Annotated in this window: 15 protein-coding genes and 1 riboswitch; of the genes, 7 read left to right on the forward strand and 8 right to left on the reverse strand. The window is 69.0% G+C overall.

Annotated elements, in window-relative coordinates:
- Together ABFX36_RS17265 and ABFX36_RS17270 are read right to left on the reverse strand one after the other, a co-directional pair.
- A partial coding sequence (locus ABFX36_RS17265) for a DUF222 domain-containing protein (RefSeq protein ID WP_346077560.1) occupies nucleotides 1-564 on the reverse strand: 564 nt, incomplete at its 3' end.
- Nucleotides 565-678: 114 nt separating this feature from the next.
- Nucleotides 679-1,884: a CaiB/BaiF CoA transferase family protein gene (locus tag ABFX36_RS17270; RefSeq protein ID WP_006897930.1), complete on the reverse strand. Its 1,206-nt coding sequence runs from the start codon at nucleotides 1,882-1,884 to the stop codon at nucleotides 679-681.
- 290 nt (nucleotides 1,885-2,174) lie between these two features.
- Between ABFX36_RS17270 and ABFX36_RS17275 the strand changes: the two genes are divergently transcribed.
- Together ABFX36_RS17275 and ABFX36_RS17280 are read left to right on the forward strand one after the other, a co-directional pair.
- A complete protein-coding gene (locus tag ABFX36_RS17275; RefSeq protein WP_006897931.1) occupies nucleotides 2,175-3,443 on the forward strand; it encodes a hypothetical protein in 1,269 nt (422 codons plus the stop codon).
- A complete protein-coding gene (locus tag ABFX36_RS17280) occupies nucleotides 3,440-4,786 on the forward strand; it encodes a lipase family protein (RefSeq protein ID WP_006897932.1) in 1,347 nt (448 codons plus the stop codon). Before ABFX36_RS17275 ends, ABFX36_RS17280 begins: the two co-directional genes overlap by 4 nt.
- Before the next feature lie 171 nt (nucleotides 4,787-4,957).
- On the opposite strand, the gene ABFX36_RS17285 is transcribed toward ABFX36_RS17280, so the two are convergent.
- From ABFX36_RS17285 to ABFX36_RS17310, 6 genes are all read right to left on the reverse strand, one after another.
- A complete protein-coding gene (locus ABFX36_RS17285; RefSeq protein ID WP_346077563.1) occupies nucleotides 4,958-5,821 on the reverse strand; it encodes an SCO6745 family protein in 864 nt (287 codons plus the stop codon).
- A 5-nt stretch (nucleotides 5,822-5,826) separates the two neighbouring features.
- The gene (galK, locus tag ABFX36_RS17290; RefSeq protein ID WP_006897934.1) at nucleotides 5,827-6,987 is read right to left on the reverse strand and encodes a galactokinase; all 1,161 of its coding nucleotides are present in this window, start codon (nucleotides 6,985-6,987) and stop codon (nucleotides 5,827-5,829) included.
- Nucleotides 6,980-8,116, reverse strand: coding sequence for a galactose-1-phosphate uridylyltransferase (gene galT, locus ABFX36_RS17295; RefSeq protein ID WP_006897935.1), 1,137 nt, complete (start codon nucleotides 8,114-8,116; stop codon nucleotides 6,980-6,982). Before galT ends, galK begins: the two co-directional genes overlap by 8 nt.
- 100 nt (nucleotides 8,117-8,216) lie before the next feature.
- Complete coding sequence (locus ABFX36_RS17300; protein ID WP_346077565.1) at nucleotides 8,217-9,764, reverse strand: MFS transporter; 1,548 nt, start codon at nucleotides 9,762-9,764, stop codon at nucleotides 8,217-8,219.
- Complete coding sequence (locus ABFX36_RS17305) at nucleotides 9,764-10,312, reverse strand: TetR/AcrR family transcriptional regulator (RefSeq protein WP_346077567.1); 549 nt, start codon at nucleotides 10,310-10,312, stop codon at nucleotides 9,764-9,766. The genes ABFX36_RS17300 and ABFX36_RS17305 overlap by 1 nt, the downstream gene beginning before the upstream one ends.
- Nucleotides 10,313-10,393: 81 nt before the next feature.
- Complete coding sequence (locus ABFX36_RS17310; RefSeq protein WP_346077569.1) at nucleotides 10,394-10,951, reverse strand: TetR/AcrR family transcriptional regulator; 558 nt, start codon at nucleotides 10,949-10,951, stop codon at nucleotides 10,394-10,396.
- Between the two features lie 49 nt (nucleotides 10,952-11,000).
- Between ABFX36_RS17310 and ABFX36_RS17315 the strand changes: the two genes are divergently transcribed.
- The 5 genes from ABFX36_RS17315 to ABFX36_RS17335 all read left to right on the forward strand — a co-directional run bounded on the left by ABFX36_RS17315 (nucleotide 11,001) and on the right by ABFX36_RS17335 (nucleotide 15,611).
- Complete coding sequence (locus ABFX36_RS17315; protein ID WP_006897939.1) at nucleotides 11,001-11,801, forward strand: acyl-CoA thioesterase; 801 nt, start codon at nucleotides 11,001-11,003, stop codon at nucleotides 11,799-11,801.
- 38 nt (nucleotides 11,802-11,839) lie between these two features.
- Nucleotides 11,840-12,025, forward strand: a riboswitch (cobalamin riboswitch).
- Between the two features lie 29 nt (nucleotides 12,026-12,054).
- Complete coding sequence (locus ABFX36_RS17320; RefSeq protein WP_346077570.1) at nucleotides 12,055-13,020, forward strand: ABC transporter substrate-binding protein; 966 nt, start codon at nucleotides 12,055-12,057, stop codon at nucleotides 13,018-13,020.
- 7 nt (nucleotides 13,021-13,027) lie between these two features.
- Nucleotides 13,028-14,068 carry a FecCD family ABC transporter permease gene (locus ABFX36_RS17325; RefSeq protein WP_346077571.1) on the forward strand — a complete coding sequence of 347 codons (1,041 nt, stop codon included), beginning with the start codon at nucleotides 13,028-13,030 and terminating at the stop codon, nucleotides 14,066-14,068.
- Nucleotides 14,065-14,877, forward strand: coding sequence for an ABC transporter ATP-binding protein (locus ABFX36_RS17330; protein ID WP_346077573.1), 813 nt, complete (start codon nucleotides 14,065-14,067; stop codon nucleotides 14,875-14,877). Before ABFX36_RS17325 ends, ABFX36_RS17330 begins: the two co-directional genes overlap by 4 nt.
- A complete protein-coding gene (locus ABFX36_RS17335) occupies nucleotides 14,877-15,611 on the forward strand; it encodes a (2Fe-2S) ferredoxin domain-containing protein (RefSeq protein WP_346077575.1) in 735 nt (244 codons plus the stop codon). Before ABFX36_RS17330 ends, ABFX36_RS17335 begins: the two co-directional genes overlap by 1 nt.
- Nucleotides 15,612-15,676 lie beyond the last annotated feature (65 nt).

The following is a 15,676-nucleotide window of genomic DNA, read 5'->3' on the forward strand; positions in this document are numbered from 1 at the left end:
AGCGAGCAGGCGGTCGCCGACCTTGCCCAGATCATCCGGATTCAACCCGGCCGCAGCCTCGGCCAACTCCGCCTCAGCACGGGCTTTGACTTCCGGCGAGATGCAGCCGGGCACTTTCGCCAAAACGCCCGAGATCACCAACGCGTGTTCGGCGCCGACAGTCCCGGCCGCCACCGCGGCGGCGGTAGCCGGCTTGCGCGGAGGCAGCGTCTGCCCTTGAAAGTTGGAGAACTCGCCGATCGCCTCAGCCATCCGCAGCCGCCGACCCGCCTCGCGGGTTCCGAGCCGCAAGCCCTGTGAGAGGTATTGGTGCGGATTCAGATAGCCGGCGGTGCGGTGAGCGTTGCGGTCGGAGACCTCCACCAGCAGCGCAGCGGAGATGCCGTCCCAGCGGCGCCGGATCCGTTCGGCGGTCTGCGTGTGGGCCAGCAGTTCCGGTTCGGTCTCCGGCGACAGGGAGGTCTCGGCGAGTTTGACCGCCGCGGCATCGATCAGTGCGAACAACTCTGAGGGCTGGTTCGGCAGCGCGAGAGCGGTGACACCGGTGGTGATCGGATCGGTCATCGCTGCCACCTCCCCCGAGTGTTTCAGCTGGTCACACCACGTTTTCTTGACTACCTGAACGCTATCACCCACCTATGACAAACAACATTGACGCGATCGACCTACGTTCGATTCTCAGTCGCCGACGCGAACAACACCGGCGGCCGACATCCGCTGCACGTCCTGCTCGTCGTAGCCGAGTTCCGCGAGCAGCGCGGCTGTATGGCGGCCGAGTGCCGGAACGTCGCCCATCGCCGCCTCGACGTCATCGAAGGTGACCGGCGGAAGTAGTGCCTTGACCTGCGCGAACTCGGTACCGACAGTGCGCCAGCGATCCCGTGCGGAGAGCTGCGGATGCTCGGCGACCTGTTCGAGCTCGTTGATCTGGGCTGCCGGAACACCCGCGGCGGAAAGCTTCGCGTCGAGCTCCGCAGTGGTCCACAGCCTGGTCCGTTGCGCCACTGCGGCGTCGCACGCCGCCCGGTTCTCGACTCGCTTCATATTGGTGGCGAATCGCGGGTCGGTCGTCAACTCGGGGACGCCCAACACTGTGGTGAGCGCCTTCCAGCCTCCTTCACTCTGAACGCCGATCAAGATCTGTCCGTCGCTGGTGGGGTACGAGTCGTACGGCGCGATCGACACATGACTCACGCCCATTCGCGGCGGCTGCACGCCCGTGTACATCTGCGTGTAGAGCGAATGTCCCATCCATTCGACGGTCGATTCGAGCATCGAGACCTCGACCGCCGCTCCGACTCCGGTGCGGCAGCGACGCAGGAGCGCCGCGAGAACCGCCTGCGCGCAGTACATTCCGGAGGCGATGTCGGCGGTCGGAATCCCGGTCTTGGCGGCATGCTCCGGTGTACCCGTGATGGAGATGAGGCCGCTCTCGGCCTGAATGAGCATGTCGTAAGCCTTGCGCTGTTCGAACGGACCGCCTCGGCCGTAGCCCGACAGATCGACCGTGACCAATTCGGGGTGCTCCTCGCGCAACTCGTCGGCCCCCAGGCCGAGCCGCGCTGCAGCGCCCGGCGCCAGGTTCTGCAGAAAGACGTCCGCGTCGCGGATCAGCGCACGGACCACCTTGCGCCCCTCGTCCGACTTCAGGTCGACGGCGATGGATTCCTTCCCGCGGTTCAGCCACACGAAGTGCGCGCCGGTGCCGTGCACGGCGTCGTCGTAGGCGCGGGCGAAATCGCCGCCGTCGGTCCGTTCCACTTTGATGACGCGGGCGCCGAGATCGGCCAGATGGCGGGACGCGAGCGGCGCGGCGACGGCCTGTTCGAGAGTCACGACCGTGTAACCGGCGAGGGGGAGGAGTTGGTCGGGACGCAGTGCCATGCACTCCACTATCGCACCGCGGCGATGGGCGGCTCCGGCGGGCGGCGTGTCACCCGATCGAGCGATTTGTGGTGTGACGACCGGCTCCCGCGACCCGCCCGAATCCGCCGTTCGCGACCGCTGCATACGGTTTGGACCTGCACCGTTATCAGATTCATCGCGCTCTGACCTGCAGGTCGAGACGGATCGTGCCATTTGTCGTTGTGACAACGCGGTGATTCACTATCCCGGACCAGCGAGCCGGACAGGCTCGCGTGATCGGTGCGGCCTCGAGTCGCAGGAGGTGACCGATGCGTTCAATTCGCACGATCGGCTGGAGGGCCGTCGTTCTGATGGCAGCGGCTCTGGTGGTGGCCCTGGCCGGATCGGCCGTCCTTGCGCCGCCCGCGTCGGCCGCCGGAGAGTTGGATCGGTACCTGGATCTGCCGCTGGTCAATCGCCATGCGGATCACGGTCCCGGCGGGGTCAACCCGGCACTCCCCACCGACCCGAAGGTCCTGAAGAACCTGCTCGACGAGGCGCGTGAACGAGGGGTCGCGCCTACGTCGTACCAGGCCCTGGTGCTTCAGTACTGGCTGGCCGACACAACAGTGGCGGCGGGAATCGACCTCAAGTCGTGGAACCCGCGCGCGGGAGTGACTGCGAACCGCGGAAACCTCACGAAGTCGTACCAGTTCTACAAGAACCTGCAGCTCAAGCACCGCGAACTCCAGTGGGCCGGGATGGGCGGGCTCGTCGGTGCCGATTTCGGCGGCGGGCTCCTCGACTTCGAGCTGGCCACCGACGTCTACGAGTTCACGCGGTTGGCACCGGTGGCGAACGCCATCGTCACCGAGACCAACAGGGCGTTCGGACCGACGATGATCGACAAGCTCCCCAAGGGTCTGCGCGCGCTGGCCCGCGTCGGCGCCACCCTCACGCCGGCCGACCTCCAGTACGTGCAGGGCTCGATCCTCGTGATGCAGAAGAACATCTTCAGCGACCTGATGCCGATGCACCGCGCATACGTGACCGGCGGACTGTCGGCACTGCGAGAGATGTACCGAGCGGGACTCTTCCCCGCCGACGTCATGAAGGCGTGGGAGGATGTCGCGAGCAAGACGCTCGACGGGATCGCGGCGGGCAATGCGCGCCTGCTCAGGCGTGAGCAGGGCGAGATCATCAACGAGCAGTGGGACACGGTCCGCGCCTACCGCGGGGACGTCGGTGAGGCGATGACCTACGCGAGCACCCTCGCCGGGTCGCCGTCGGTGGCCGGAGTCCTTCCGCTGCGCTCGTACAAGCCGCTGAAGCTGACGGGGACCACGCCCGACGGGCGGACCGTCACCGCGACCGTGCCGCTGCCGTCGTGGAACTGGTCGGTCTTCGACGAGCGATGGGATTACATCACCCACGAACTGCTGCCGAAGTACCGATTCCAGGTGGAGAACCGCTGGCCGGACCTGCGCCGAGAACTGGTGATGCCGGCCGATCCGCAGATGGAGCAGCACCGCCCCATCTTCAATCTCCTGCCGATGATGCAGTCGGCGCTCGACACGCTGAAGGTGGAGGTCCGATGAAAGCGCAGCGTTGGATCGTCGCGGCGGTCGCACTGCTGAGCGCCCTGACCGTCGGTGCCTCCCTCACAGCCGCGCCGGCCGCAGCCGGACCGCCGAACCGCACTCCGCAACTCGGCGAGGTCTTCAACGGTTTCGTACTCGGGACCTTCCAGCACGGCCGGATGGGTACGCCCGACGAGATCCTCAAGCCGCTGCAGTCCACCGACCCGTTCTACAAGGAGCCGCGACTCACGGGGTCGGAGAAGGCCGGGACGCTGCTGAAGGCCGAGCCCGTGGCCATCCAGTTCGCCGGCTTCCGCCCGGGCGACGTGGATGCGTACAAGATCATGTACGTCACCACGGCGCTCGACGGTGAGCCCGATATCAGCACCGGGCTGATCATGATCCCGCGCGACGGCCGCAAGAACGCCACGCGGCCGATCGTCAGCTACCAGATGGCCAACGACAGCGTGGGCGCCAACTGCCATCCGTCGGTGATGTGGACCGGTGGCGATCCGATCGACGGCGCCTCGTGGTCGGCCCTCGGGCCGCTGGCACAGTTGTTCGGCAAGGGGTACGCCGTCGTGATGTCGGACGTCGGTAACAACGGCGACCCGCGCCCGCACGGCGTGTTCGCCGGAAAGTACAACGCCCGCACCAGTCTCGACGCGGTGCGCGCCGCGCTCGCGGTCCGCGATGCCGGCCTGTCCGCATCGTCTCCGATCGGCATGTTCGGCATCGCCGGCGGCGGTGTCGGCACCGGTCACGCGTTGGAGATGAAGGATCAGTACGCGCCGGAACTGAACATCAAGGCCGCGGTGCTCGAGGGAATGGTTCCGAACTACCGGAACTTCATCGCGACCGCCGACGGCTCCGTCGGTTCGGGTTTCGCGATGGCGACCCTTCTGGGCCTGGAGCCGCACTACCCGGACATGCGGATCGACGACCACCTCACGGATGCGGGACGCGCTGTGGCCGATTACTACCGGACCCAGTGCCAGACGCCCGCGTACTTCACATTGCCGCTGGTACCGCTGAACACGCTGTTCAAGGGGAATGAGTCGCCTGCGACGATTCCCGCGTTCCAGCGCGCCTACCGGGACAACGTGATGGGGCAGGGGACGGCAGCGAAGGGCGTGCGCACACTCGTCGCGTCGTGCGTGGCCGACGACTCGCCGATGTCGCTGGTACCGGCTGCGGATTCGCGCAAGCTGGTCCGAGCGTGGCGCAGCCGAGGCGCTCGCGTCGACTACCAGCCGACGGACTGCAGCATGGTCAAGTTCATCACCGACATGTACGGCTGGGGCACTGACCTGTTCGGCATGCAGACCGTCGACTGGCTGGCGGCGAATCTGAAGGGGTAGAGGGGGTTTCGACTCGCTTCGCTCGCTCAACAAGCCTGGGGAGGGATGCTCGCTCAACGAGCCTGGGAGGTGCGCTGGGCGGGGTCTGGGGTTTCGACTCGCTTCGCTCGCTCAACAAGCCTGAGGAGGACGCTCGCTCAACCAGCCTGGGGAGGGCCTGGGAGGCGCTCGTCAGGACTTCTTCGACGTACCGGGGAGCACGCCGGCGTCGAGCACCGGCTTGACGAAGGGGCGAGTGCGCTCGATGAGGTCGGCGACGTCGGTGCCCAGACTCGCGCCGGTCAGTAGGTCGGTGCGTGCTTCGATGTCCTGATACAGGTCGAAGCCCGCCGAAGTGAGGCGGTGTCCGTCGTCGCCGATCTCGACGAGACCGCGCCGCGCCAGTCGGTCGACGGAGGCGTCCCAGTCGTCCTCCGACCACCCGCGGGTGAGTAGGAAGAACCGATGCCCCATCACCCGTCGACGGACGGTCGGGTCGGGCAATGCGGCCTCGTGGAAGACGCCGGCGTCGATCCCGTCCAGACCGTGGCCGATCAGCTCGGCGATGTGGTTGTCGCCGCGCCATTCCCGGAGTACCGACAAGTGACGCCAGAGGGCGAGATGCGGCGCGTCGGGAATCGGGGTGGACGCCCGCGCCGCGCCCAGGGGCCGACCGGAGACGGGCAGTCCTCCGACCGCCTTCTCGTACTCGGGCAGCAGCGGCGTGATCCGCTCGCACGCGTCGCCGAGGATGGCGCGGTACTGCTCGTCGAGCATCGCGTACCGCCGTTCGGCGACCTTCTCGAGGCCGACGGCCCGAGCGCGGTCCCATGCGGATTCGATGAGCGCGGGTGAGAAGTTGTAGAAAGCGGCGGCTACGACCGCTCCCGTGGCTTCGCCCATCGGGGCGCCGCGAGCGCCGACGTAGAACGCGTGGCCGTCGAGCCCGAGGTCGGTCTGGGCGTCGCCGAGGCCCGGATTGAAGTAGGCGAGGACGTGGAAGGGTTCAAGAGTCTCGTAGGCGCGGCGCGCGATCGCCGCCTGTTCGGTGCTCATGAGTGTCACTGTGCCATCACCGGACCGGCTCCCGCGCCCGGACGGACACGGATCACCGTCGGACGCGGATCGCCGGCATCGGCGACGAGACCCGGCAACGTGCTCTCGATCCGCATCGCGGCCTCGGCCGGTGCCAGGGCGACGACGCTGCCGCCGAATCCTCCGCCGGTCATCCGGGCCCCGAAGGCGCCGAGGTCGCGGGCGGTCTCCGCGATGCGGTCGATGCCGGGTGTGGTGATCTCGAAGTCGGCGCGCATCGAGTGGTGCGACTGATTCATCAGTTCTCCGAAACGCGTGCAGTCTCCGTCGCGCAACGCCTGTGCTGCGTCCCGGACCCGTCGGTTCTCGGTGAGAACGTGCCTGGCGCGGCGCCGCAGTTCGTCGCCGCGGAGTGCTCGCCAGCCGTCATCTCGGACATAGCGCAAGCTGGGCGCCGACAGGCGGCGGGCGGCGTCCTCGCACGCCGCTCGTCGCCTCCGGTACTCGCCGTCGGCGTTCCGGTGCGGGGACCGCGAATCGATGACGAGGAGCACCGCGCCGCCCAGAGTCACCGGCACCGGCGTCACCTGCAGTGAGCGGAAGTCGAGGAGCAGAGCGGTGCCGTCGGCGCCGTACAGACTGCTCAACTGGTCGAGCAGACCGGTGGGGGCGCCCACGTATCGGTTCTCGGCGCGCTGGGCGATCAGCGCGAGGGTGCGCCGGTCGACGGTGGCCTCGGCCGCGGCGGCCAGCGCGTGGAGCACCGCGCACTCCAGAGCGGCAGACGACGACAGTCCCGCTCCGACCGGCACATCGGAGCGGATCGCCATGCGCCCGCCGGGCGCCCGGACACCGTGTTCGCGCAGCGCCCAGACACAGCCCGCCACATACGACGCCCAGCCGGTCACCCGGGTGCCGTGCGCCGCGTCATCGTCGGGAGCGGTGTCGATGGGCACGCCGGCCCGGCCGGGCGCGAGGTCGGAGGAGACGACGACCGATTCGGCGGCCGGGTCCGGCCGGAAGCTCACCGTGGTCCCGAGCTGCAGCGCGATCGACAGCGCCAGCCCGTCGTTGTAGTCCGTGTGCTCACCGATCAGATTGACTCGGCCCGGCGCATATGCGCGCACCTCCGGCTCCCGCGACCGCGGTCCGGGAGGCGAGGTGCTGCCGGCCGATCCCTCAGGCATGTCTGCCATGGTCCGCCTGTCGGCCGAGCGCCGCACGCAATTGCTCGGCGATGTTCTCGGGGGTCTTGTCCGTGATGAAGGCATCGCGCGCCGACTCGGACCCGGCCAGGTATTTGAGTCTGTGGGCGCTGCGGCGGATCGAGAAGATCTCGGCGTGCAGGTAGCCCTCGGCCGCGTCGGCCGGATACTGATGCCACGACGCGACGTAGGGCAGCGGGGCGTCGTACAGGGCGTCGCAGGCTCGAAGGACCGCGAGCTGGGTCCGCGCGAGGTCGTCGGCCTCCCGGTCGGTGAGTTCGCCGAGACCGCGGACGTGCCGGTTCGGGTAGACGTGCACCTCCACCGGCCAGCGCGCCGCGAACGGTACGAACGCGGTGGTGTGCGCGGTCGACAGGAGAATTCGCTCGCCGTCTTCGAGTTCGCGGGCGAGGATCGCTTCGAAGAGGTCTGCGGAGTGCTCGCGCCGATACCGACCGGCCGACCGCAGCATCGATTCGGTGCGTCGGGTACGGAACGGGTAGGCGTAGATCTGGCCGTGCGGGTGACCGAGGGTCACGCCGATCTCCTCGCCGCGATTCTCGAAACAATGGACCTCGCGCACGCCGTCCAACGCCATGAGCTCGGCGGTCCGGTGCGCCAGAGCGTCGAGGACCAGGCGGGCGCGGCGTTCGGGGAGTGCGCCGAACGAACCGTCGTGGTCGCTGGTGAAGCAGACCACCTCGCAGCGGCCGGTGCCCGGAATCTCGGTCCGCAGCGGATCGTCGCTCGCCGGCGGCGACGCTCCGGCACCGGCATGCTCCGGTGGTGCGGCGAGCGACGGGAAGCGATTCTCGAACACCGCCACCCCGTAGTCCGACGCTGGGATCTCGCTTCGGAGACCCTCCGGGTCGGGGCACAGCGGGCACTGCCGCCGCGGCGGCAGATGGGTACGGTCCTGGCGCGCGGGCGCCACGATCACCCAGTCGTTCGTGACGGGGTCTCGGCGGACGGTCGTCGCACCGCGATCCGTCGGCAGGTCGCGGCGGTCGGGGCGCAGGACGGAGGCCTCGCCGTCGTCGAACAGCAGTATCTCGCGTCCGTCACTGAGCCGTCCGCGGACCGGTTCGGGGAGAGACCTCGCCGTCGACACGCGGCGAATCTACCATCGGGCTCCGGTCGCGACGACCTTCCGCGACCGGAGCCCGGCACGCGTTTTCAGATCGTCACGGGGAGATGACCCCGAGCCCGGCTCATCCCTCGACCACCTCGGCGTCGATACGCGTACCCGCGGGAACCAGGGCGTACACCGCCGCGGCGACCGCCAGCATGATGAGACCGCCGGTGAGGCTGGTGATCTGCAGCGAATCGGTGAACGCGGTACCGGCTTGCTGTGCCAGGTTCGGCATGTGCAGCTGATCGGCGACGCCCGCCGCGGACCCGATCGACTCGCGGGCCGCGTCGTGCAATCGGGGATCGAGGTCGTCCAGCGCGCCGGACTCGTCGAGCCGGCTGCGATAGAGCACCGCGGCGACGCTGCCGAGGAGCGCGACACCGATGACGCTGCCGAGTTCGTAGGAGGTCTCCTCCATCGCGGCGGCGTTGCCCGCGCGGTTCTCGGGGCTGCCCGACATGATCAGCGCCGAGCCGATCGCCAGCGATCCGATGCCGACACCCACCAGGATCAACGACACGACGGCCGACGCGTAGTGCAGCTCTCCGGGGATCAGGTACACGGCGATCATGCCGATGCCGGCCACCGCGATGCCGCCGGCAATGACGATTCGCGGACCGACGCGTTCGGCCAGACGCGGTGCGGCGAGCGAGGCGGCGGCCGAGGCGACAGCGAGCGGGACCAGCTGCAGGCCGGCACGGATCGGTGAACTGCCCTCCACCGACTGCAGCCACTGGGCGAGCAGCAGCAGGGCCGCGGCCATCGCGAACATCGAGCCGAGGGCGCCGGCGATACCGCCGGTGAAGACGCGGCTGCGGAACAGCCCGACGTCGAGCATCGGCCGGTCCTGGCGCAGACTGCGGCGGACGAAGACGGTCAGCAGCAGCACTCCTGCGGCGAACGCGGCCCAGCCCTCGGGGACCAGCAGACTCGATTCGGCACCGAAGTGCTTCACCGACCACATCAGGAGCACCATGCCGGAGAACGAGAGGGCGATGCCCAGCCAGTCCCAGACTCCCGGGTCGGCCGACCGCGACTCGGGGAGCAGGAAGACCCCGGCGACCACGGCCAGCGCCATCAGCGGAGCGTTGACGAGGAAAGCCGACTGCCAGGAGAAGTGCTCCACCAGGAAACCGCCGACCAGCGGGCCGATCGCCGCACCGAGACCGGCGACCGACGACCACACCGCGAGTGCGCGCGCCCGCCGGCGCGCGTCGGTGAACAGGACGCGGATCGTCGACAGTGTGGTCGGCATGATGAACGCGCCGCCGATGCCGAGGAGGGCGCGGATGGCGATCACCGCGGTCGCCGACTCGGCGACCAGGACGAGCAGCGATGCGGCGCCGAAGACGGCGTACCCGGCCAACAGCATCCGCTTGCGTCCCCAGCGGTCGGCCAACGATGCGGCCGGGACGAGCAGCCCGGCGAGCACCAGCGAGTAGACGTCGACGATCCATAGCAGCTGGGAGGCGGTGGGCTCCAAGTCGGCCGACATCGCGGGAAGAGCGATGTTCAGGATCGTCATATCCATCACGATCACGAGCAGGCTCGCACTCAACACAGCGGTCGCGAGCCAGGCGCGGACGGTGGAGTAGCCGGTGCTCCCCGTGGTGGGTGAGGCAGTCATCACGGTTGTCTTTTCTGCGCCATGAACGGCGCGACGAGAGTGTGCAGGAAGTCTTTGGAGACGACGGTGTTGTGCAATGCCGCGTGCATCACGACGCCGTCGGAGACGATCGCGAGGGCGAGCGCGTTGTCGGGTCCGACGTAATCGCTCAAGATCTCGACGAGATTGGTCTGCCAGCGGAGCGACAGCGCGCGCAGTTCGGGATCGAACAGGCCCGCCGACATCAGCGAGACGTCGGCCGCGACGGCGCGGCTGTCGGCGAGGTAGTCGTGAATCTGATCCACCAGCGCTTCCGCTGACCCGCCGGCCGCGACCAGGCTGCTCCGCACGGCGGCCAGGTCTTCGTCGACCTCCGCGGCGAGCCGCTCCAGGGCCTGGGTGCGCAGGTCGTCGATGGAGGTGAAGTACTGGGTCGTCGATCCCAACGGCACACCCGCACGCTCGGCGACGCGGCGGTGCGTCAGCGCGGCCGGTCCGAGTTCGACCACCAGATCCGCCGCCGCGGCGAGAATCGCCGCCCGCCGTGCCTCCGGGTCGTGCTTGGCCATGACTCCCTCACAATTCTGTACGAATGTACATGTACTTTTGTACAGGGCTGGCGGAGGTCTGTCGACCGAATATCGGAGGGCTCAGCCCCACGTCTCGCGGATGTGTGCCGACAAGGCGTCGAGCGGTGCGGTGGAACGGGTGGCGCGAGAGGTGATGATGGCGCCTTCGAGGGCTGCCACCAGCATGTCGCCGGCGCGTCGGGCGGCGTCCGCGGCCAGTCCGTCGGCCTCGAAGGACGCGGCGATCTGGCCCGCCAGCGTTTGGAAAGCCGTGGCGGCGCGCTCGGCCGCACCCGGGTACTCCGCGGCGGAGGTGGAGGCGGCCACCAGGGGGCAGCCGAGGCGGTAGTCGTGGCGCACCAGGGTCTGCTTCCACTCGTCCACGATGACGATCAGACCCGCCACAGCGGTCCGGCCGTACAGTGCGGCCGCGAGGCGCGACGAGGCGTGCCTGGCCGCCTCGTCGGTGGCCTGCTCCAGCAGTTGCGCCTTGCCGCGGGGGAAGTGCTGGTACATCGAGCGCCGCGCCACGCCGCTGTGCTCCATGAGCTCCGACATTCCGAATCCGTCGGCTCCCTTGCTCCGGAGCAGCTGAGTCGCCGACAGGAGCAGTCGGTCGCGGACGGGGAGTGTTGCCATGCACCCAGGGTACGCGTGAGTAGAACGATCGTTCTGTTACCGTCGACGCATGACTCACGTTTTCGATGAGGCCATCGCCCTCACGCCCACGGCGTCGGACCATGTGGTCCGCGCGCAGACGCATCCCGCGTACAACAACATGGTCGGCCCGTTCGGCGGCATCACGGCCGCGACCGTCGTCAACGGCATCCAGCAGCGGCCCGACGTCCTCGGCGATCCGCTCGCGCTGACCATCAATTACGCGGCACCGATCGCCGAAGGACAGTGGGATCTCGACCTGCGGCCCGTCCGGACCAACCGCACCAATCAGCACTGGGTGGTGACGATCAGCCAATCCGGACAGGTGGCGGCCACCGGCACCGCGGTCTTCGGCGTCGCCCGTGACACCTGGTCCGACACCGAGCCGACGCCTCCGGCCGCACCGCCCGCCGAGGAGGTCGAGGTCAGCGAGTACGTGGACTTCATCGCCTGGGCCAAGAACTACGACAAGCGGTTCGTCGCGGGCGGCATGGACGGGAGGAACGACGCCGACTCGACGTCGACGTTGTGGCTGCGCGACCGGCCCGAGCGGCCGCTCGACTTCCCGGCGCTCACCGCGATGACCGATGTCTTCTACCCTCGTGTCTTTCTCCGGCACGGAACCTACATGCCGGCGGGCACCATCACCCTGACCACGTATTTCCACGCCACCGCGCAGGAACTCGAGGCGCATGGAACCGGACACGTCCTCGCGACGGCGCGCGCCGCCCGGTTCGGGCACGGTCACTTCGACCAGTACGGACAGCTCTGGTCGGGCGAGGTGCTCCTCGCGACCACGCACCAGCTCGTGTACTTCAAAGACCCCGCCTGATTCGAGGTCGCCCGAGTGTCCCGGCCGTGCCCGGATACACTCGGGCGATACGTCACGGTGCTCGGGAAGTCCGGTGAGAAGCCGGCGCGGTACTCGCCACTGTGAACAGGTCCGGAAGTCGCCGGGAGTGCAGGACTCCAGCCACTGGGTGCTCGTCATCTGGGAAGGTGCGACCGCCGGCAGTCCTGTGTAGCCAGGAGACCGGCCGCGGCGTACCCCGAAGTTCCACGAGTATCTGGAAAGGGGGGTCGCATTGCGCACCCTGAAGAACGCGGTGATCCTGGCCGTCGCCGGCACCGTCCTCACCGTCTCCGCCTGTTCCGGCGACGATCCCGCATCGGGCGCCGACGGCTCGGCGATCAGCCTGCAGAACTGCGGCCGCACCGTCACCCTGAAGAAGCCGGCCGACGCGGCCATCACCGTCAACCAGGGGGCCACCGAGTCGGCCCTGGCCGTCGGCGCCGGCGGGCAACTGGTCGGCACCGCCTACCTCGACAGCGCCATCGCCCCGCAATGGGCCGCAGCCTACGGCGAGATCCCGGTGCTGTCGGAGAAGTACCCCACCCGCGAAGCGGTCCTCGAGAAGCACCCCGACCTGATCGCCGCGTCGTACAGCAGCGCCTTCGACGACAAGGCGCTGGGAAGCCGGCAGTCGTTCGACGACCTCGGTGTGGCGACCTACGTGTCGCCCTTCGGCTGCGAGGACAAGTCGAAGCGTCCGGCCTCGTCCTGGGACGCGGTGGCCGGTGAGACCAGCGACTACGGCGTGCTCTTCGGACGGACGGCCGATGCCGACCGGGTGAACGCCGACATGCGCGCGAAGCTAGCCGACCTCACCGCGAAGTCGGCCGGACGGGGCAAGACGGTTCTGTGGTGGGATTCCTCGACCGACAAGCCCTTCGTCGGTGCCGGCGACGGCGGGCCGCAATTGGTGATCGACGCCGTCGGCGCGAAGAACGTCTTCGGGGATCTCTCCGGCAACTGGGCCGAGACCGGCTGGGAGGCGGTGCTCAAAGCCGATCCGGACGTGATCGTCCTGGTGGACGCCGACTGGGATCCGGCCGCCGCCAAGCGGAAGTATCTGGAGTCCGACCCGGCGCTCAAGGACCTGAAGGCCGTCGCGAAGGGATCGTTCGTGGTGATCCCGTTCGCTGAGAGCACCCCCGGTCCGCGGCTGATCGACGGCGCCGCCAAGCTGTCGGACGCGCTCGCGAAGTAGTCGGCGCGTGCGCGAACGGCTCCGCGGTACACCGGCCCTGGCGGGTTGGCTGGCCGGACTGACGGTCCTGCTGCTGATCAGCATGGCGCTGGGAATCGTGGTCGGATCGGCCGATCTGCCGCTGGGCACGGTGGTGCGAGCGCTCGGCAGCAGCGTGGGCATCGGCACGTCCGATGTGCTCGACGAGAACATCGTCGTTCAGCTGCGGCTGCCGCGGGTGGTCGGAGCGGCACTCATCGGTGCGGGCCTGGCGGTCTGCGGCACCGTCCTGCAGTCGTTGACGGGCAACCAGCTGGCCGACCCGTACATCCTCGGGATGTCCGGCGGTGCGTCTCTCGGCGCCGTGGTGGTGTTGAGCACGGGAGTCGGCATGGGCAGCATGGCCGGTGGCTCAGTGGTCTCCGTCGCAGCGTTTCTGGGGGCGATGGGTTCGCTGCTGCTGGTGTTCGCGATCGCGGTCACGCGCGGGGGCGCGCTGCTTCCGGGCAGACTGATCCTGGCCGGCGTCGCCGTCGGGCAACTCGCCGCGGCGCTGAGTTCGGCGTTGATCTACTTCGGCCCGCACGGCACCGCCGACCGCGTCATGTTCTGGTCGATGGGGTCGGTGGCCGGCATCCGCTGGAACACCCTCGCGCTGACCGCGATCGTCACCGTGTGCACGATCGTCGCCGTGCTGGCCCACGCCCGAACGCTGGACGCCTTCGCCTTCGGTGAACGCGCCGCCGCGAGCCTGGGCACTCACGTGGCCCGCACTCGCTGGGTGCTCTACGCGCTGGTGTCGCTGTGCACCGCCGTCCTGGTGGCGCTGTCGGGGATCATCGGGTTCGTGGGGCTCGTGGTGCCGCACATGGTGCGCTTTCTCGTGGGCCCGCTGCACTATCGGGTCCTGCCGGTGGCGGTGGTGCTCGGGGCATTGGTGGTGGTCTGGGCCGACATCATCGCCCGCGGCGTGATGCCGTCGCGGGAACTGCCGCTCGGGCTCGTCACCTCGGTGATCGGCGTGCCCGCCTTCATCTACCTGCTCCGGCGACAGCGAGGCACCGAATGACCGGGACCGAGACCGGGATGCCCGGCATCGAGATGCGGGCGGTGAGCTTCGCCCGCGGCGAGCGGAGAATCCTCGACGACGTCACGGCCCGGGCGCCCGCCAGCCGATTCACCGGCGTGATCGGCCCGAACGGGTCCGGAAAGTCGACCCTGCTGTCGATGGTGATGCGTTGGCAGCGGCCCGACGCCGGCCAGGTGCTGCTGGGCGGCACCGACGTCCGGGAGTTGGGCCGCCGCGAGTTCGCGCGCACCGTCGCCGAGGTGGAACAGCACTCGGCGACCGTCCTGGAACTGTCGGTGGAACAGATTGTGGAGCTCGGCACCATCCCGCACGCCGGGGGATGGGCCAGGCCGCTCGGAGACGCCGCGCACGAGGCGCATCAGGCCATCGGAACGCTCGGCATCGAGCATCTGCGGCACCGCACCTGGCAGACCCTGTCCGGCGGCGAACGGCAGAAGGTCCAGATGGCGCGGGCGCTGGCGCAGCGCCCGAAGGTCCTCGTCCTCGACGAGCCGACCAACCATCTCGATGTGGCGGCCGGGCTTCACCTGCTGCAGCTGGCCCGGGATCTCGGCCTCACCGTCCTCGCTGCCCTGCACGATCTGCAACTCGCCGCGATGTACTGCGACCACCTCGTCGTGCTCGACGAGGGCCGCGTCCGTGCGCAGGGCAGCGCCTCCGAGGTGCTGACGCCCGAGTTGCTGGCGGACGTCTACGGCCTCGACGCGCAGGTGCTTCGCCATCCGGTCACCGGCGGGCCACTGATCGTCATGTGCGGCGTGGTTTCGGCCACAGGCGGGGAGAAGTGATGATCGACGCCGACTGGGTGATCGTGACGGCGCCGACGGATCGCGGCGCGGATGTGCACGGCGAACTCGCCCGTGCGCTGGGAGAGGTCGCCGAACGCCATCCGGGCACGGTCTTCCGCTCCGCCGTCCTGGGCGGTGAGTCCGACACCGTCACCGAGGTGCTCGACGAGGCGGCCCGCGAGGGCGCCGACTCGGTGGTGGTGCTGAGCGGTCAGACGCTCGCCGACCGAAAGATGGACGCTTGGTTCCGCCGCGTGATCGGGCACTGGCTGCGGAACCGCCCGGCGGGCTCCGCGCCGGATATCAGGATCGGCGGATCGCTTTGCCAGACAACGGATTACGCGAATCTGATCGAGCGGGCTGCCGCCGACGGCGGGGCCCCGGCCCGCGATACCACCGCCCCGCTCGCGACGAAGGCCTGGGACGCGGTTCCCGGGTTCGCGCGACACGTGCTGGTCTGCCGCGGTCCCCGATGCTCGGCGCGAGGGGGCGCCGAGACGCAGTCGGAACTCTCCGCCGAACTCGACGCCCGGCGGCTCGGCGACGACGACGTCCTCATCACGCTCACCGGGTGCCTGTTCCCCTGCTCGCAGGCGCCGGTGGTCGCGGTCTATCCGGACGACGTCTGGTACGCCGGACTCACAGCGGCGCGAGTCGCCGATGTGGTGGAGCGGCACCTGGTGGGAGGTGAACCGATCCGGGAGTGGTTCGGAGACCGATCGGCGAGCCGGTGAACCGGACGCCCGAGCGGAGACGGCCGGGGACGGCCCGGATGTCCGGCAAGTACATTCAGTACTGA

Source organism: Gordonia cholesterolivorans (assembly GCF_039531975.1).
Taxonomy (GTDB): Bacteria; Actinomycetota; Actinomycetes; order Mycobacteriales; family Mycobacteriaceae; genus Gordonia; species Gordonia sihwensis.

What these genes read in the sequence shown, in the direction of transcription:
- ABFX36_RS17300 (WP_346077565.1), bottom strand. Translation starts at nt 9,764, where the DNA reads ATGACTGCCTCACCCACCACGGGGAGCACCGGCTACTCCACCGTCCGC.
- ABFX36_RS17315 (WP_006897939.1), top strand. Translation starts at nt 11,001, where the DNA reads ATGACTCACGTTTTCGATGAGGCCATCGCCCTCACGCCCACGGCGTCG.
- ABFX36_RS17280 (WP_006897932.1), top strand. Translation starts at nt 3,440, where the DNA reads ATGAAAGCGCAGCGTTGGATCGTCGCGGCGGTCGCACTGCTGAGCGCC.
- ABFX36_RS17270 (WP_006897930.1), bottom strand. Translation starts at nt 1,884, where the DNA reads ATGGCACTGCGTCCCGACCAACTCCTCCCCCTCGCCGGTTACACGGTC.
- ABFX36_RS17305 (WP_346077567.1), bottom strand. Translation starts at nt 10,312, where the DNA reads ATGGCCAAGCACGACCCGGAGGCACGGCGGGCGGCGATTCTCGCCGCG.
- ABFX36_RS17275 (WP_006897931.1), top strand. Translation starts at nt 2,175, where the DNA reads ATGCGTTCAATTCGCACGATCGGCTGGAGGGCCGTCGTTCTGATGGCA.
- ABFX36_RS17335 (WP_346077575.1), top strand. Translation starts at nt 14,877, where the DNA reads ATGATCGACGCCGACTGGGTGATCGTGACGGCGCCGACGGATCGCGGC.
- ABFX36_RS17285 (WP_346077563.1), bottom strand. Translation starts at nt 5,821, where the DNA reads ATGAGCACCGAACAGGCGGCGATCGCGCGCCGCGCCTACGAGACTCTT.
- ABFX36_RS17310 (WP_346077569.1), bottom strand. Translation starts at nt 10,951, where the DNA reads ATGGCAACACTCCCCGTCCGCGACCGACTGCTCCTGTCGGCGACTCAG.
- galK (WP_006897934.1), bottom strand. Translation starts at nt 6,987, where the DNA reads ATGCCTGAGGGATCGGCCGGCAGCACCTCGCCTCCCGGACCGCGGTCG.
- ABFX36_RS17330 (WP_346077573.1), top strand. Translation starts at nt 14,065, where the DNA reads ATGACCGGGACCGAGACCGGGATGCCCGGCATCGAGATGCGGGCGGTG.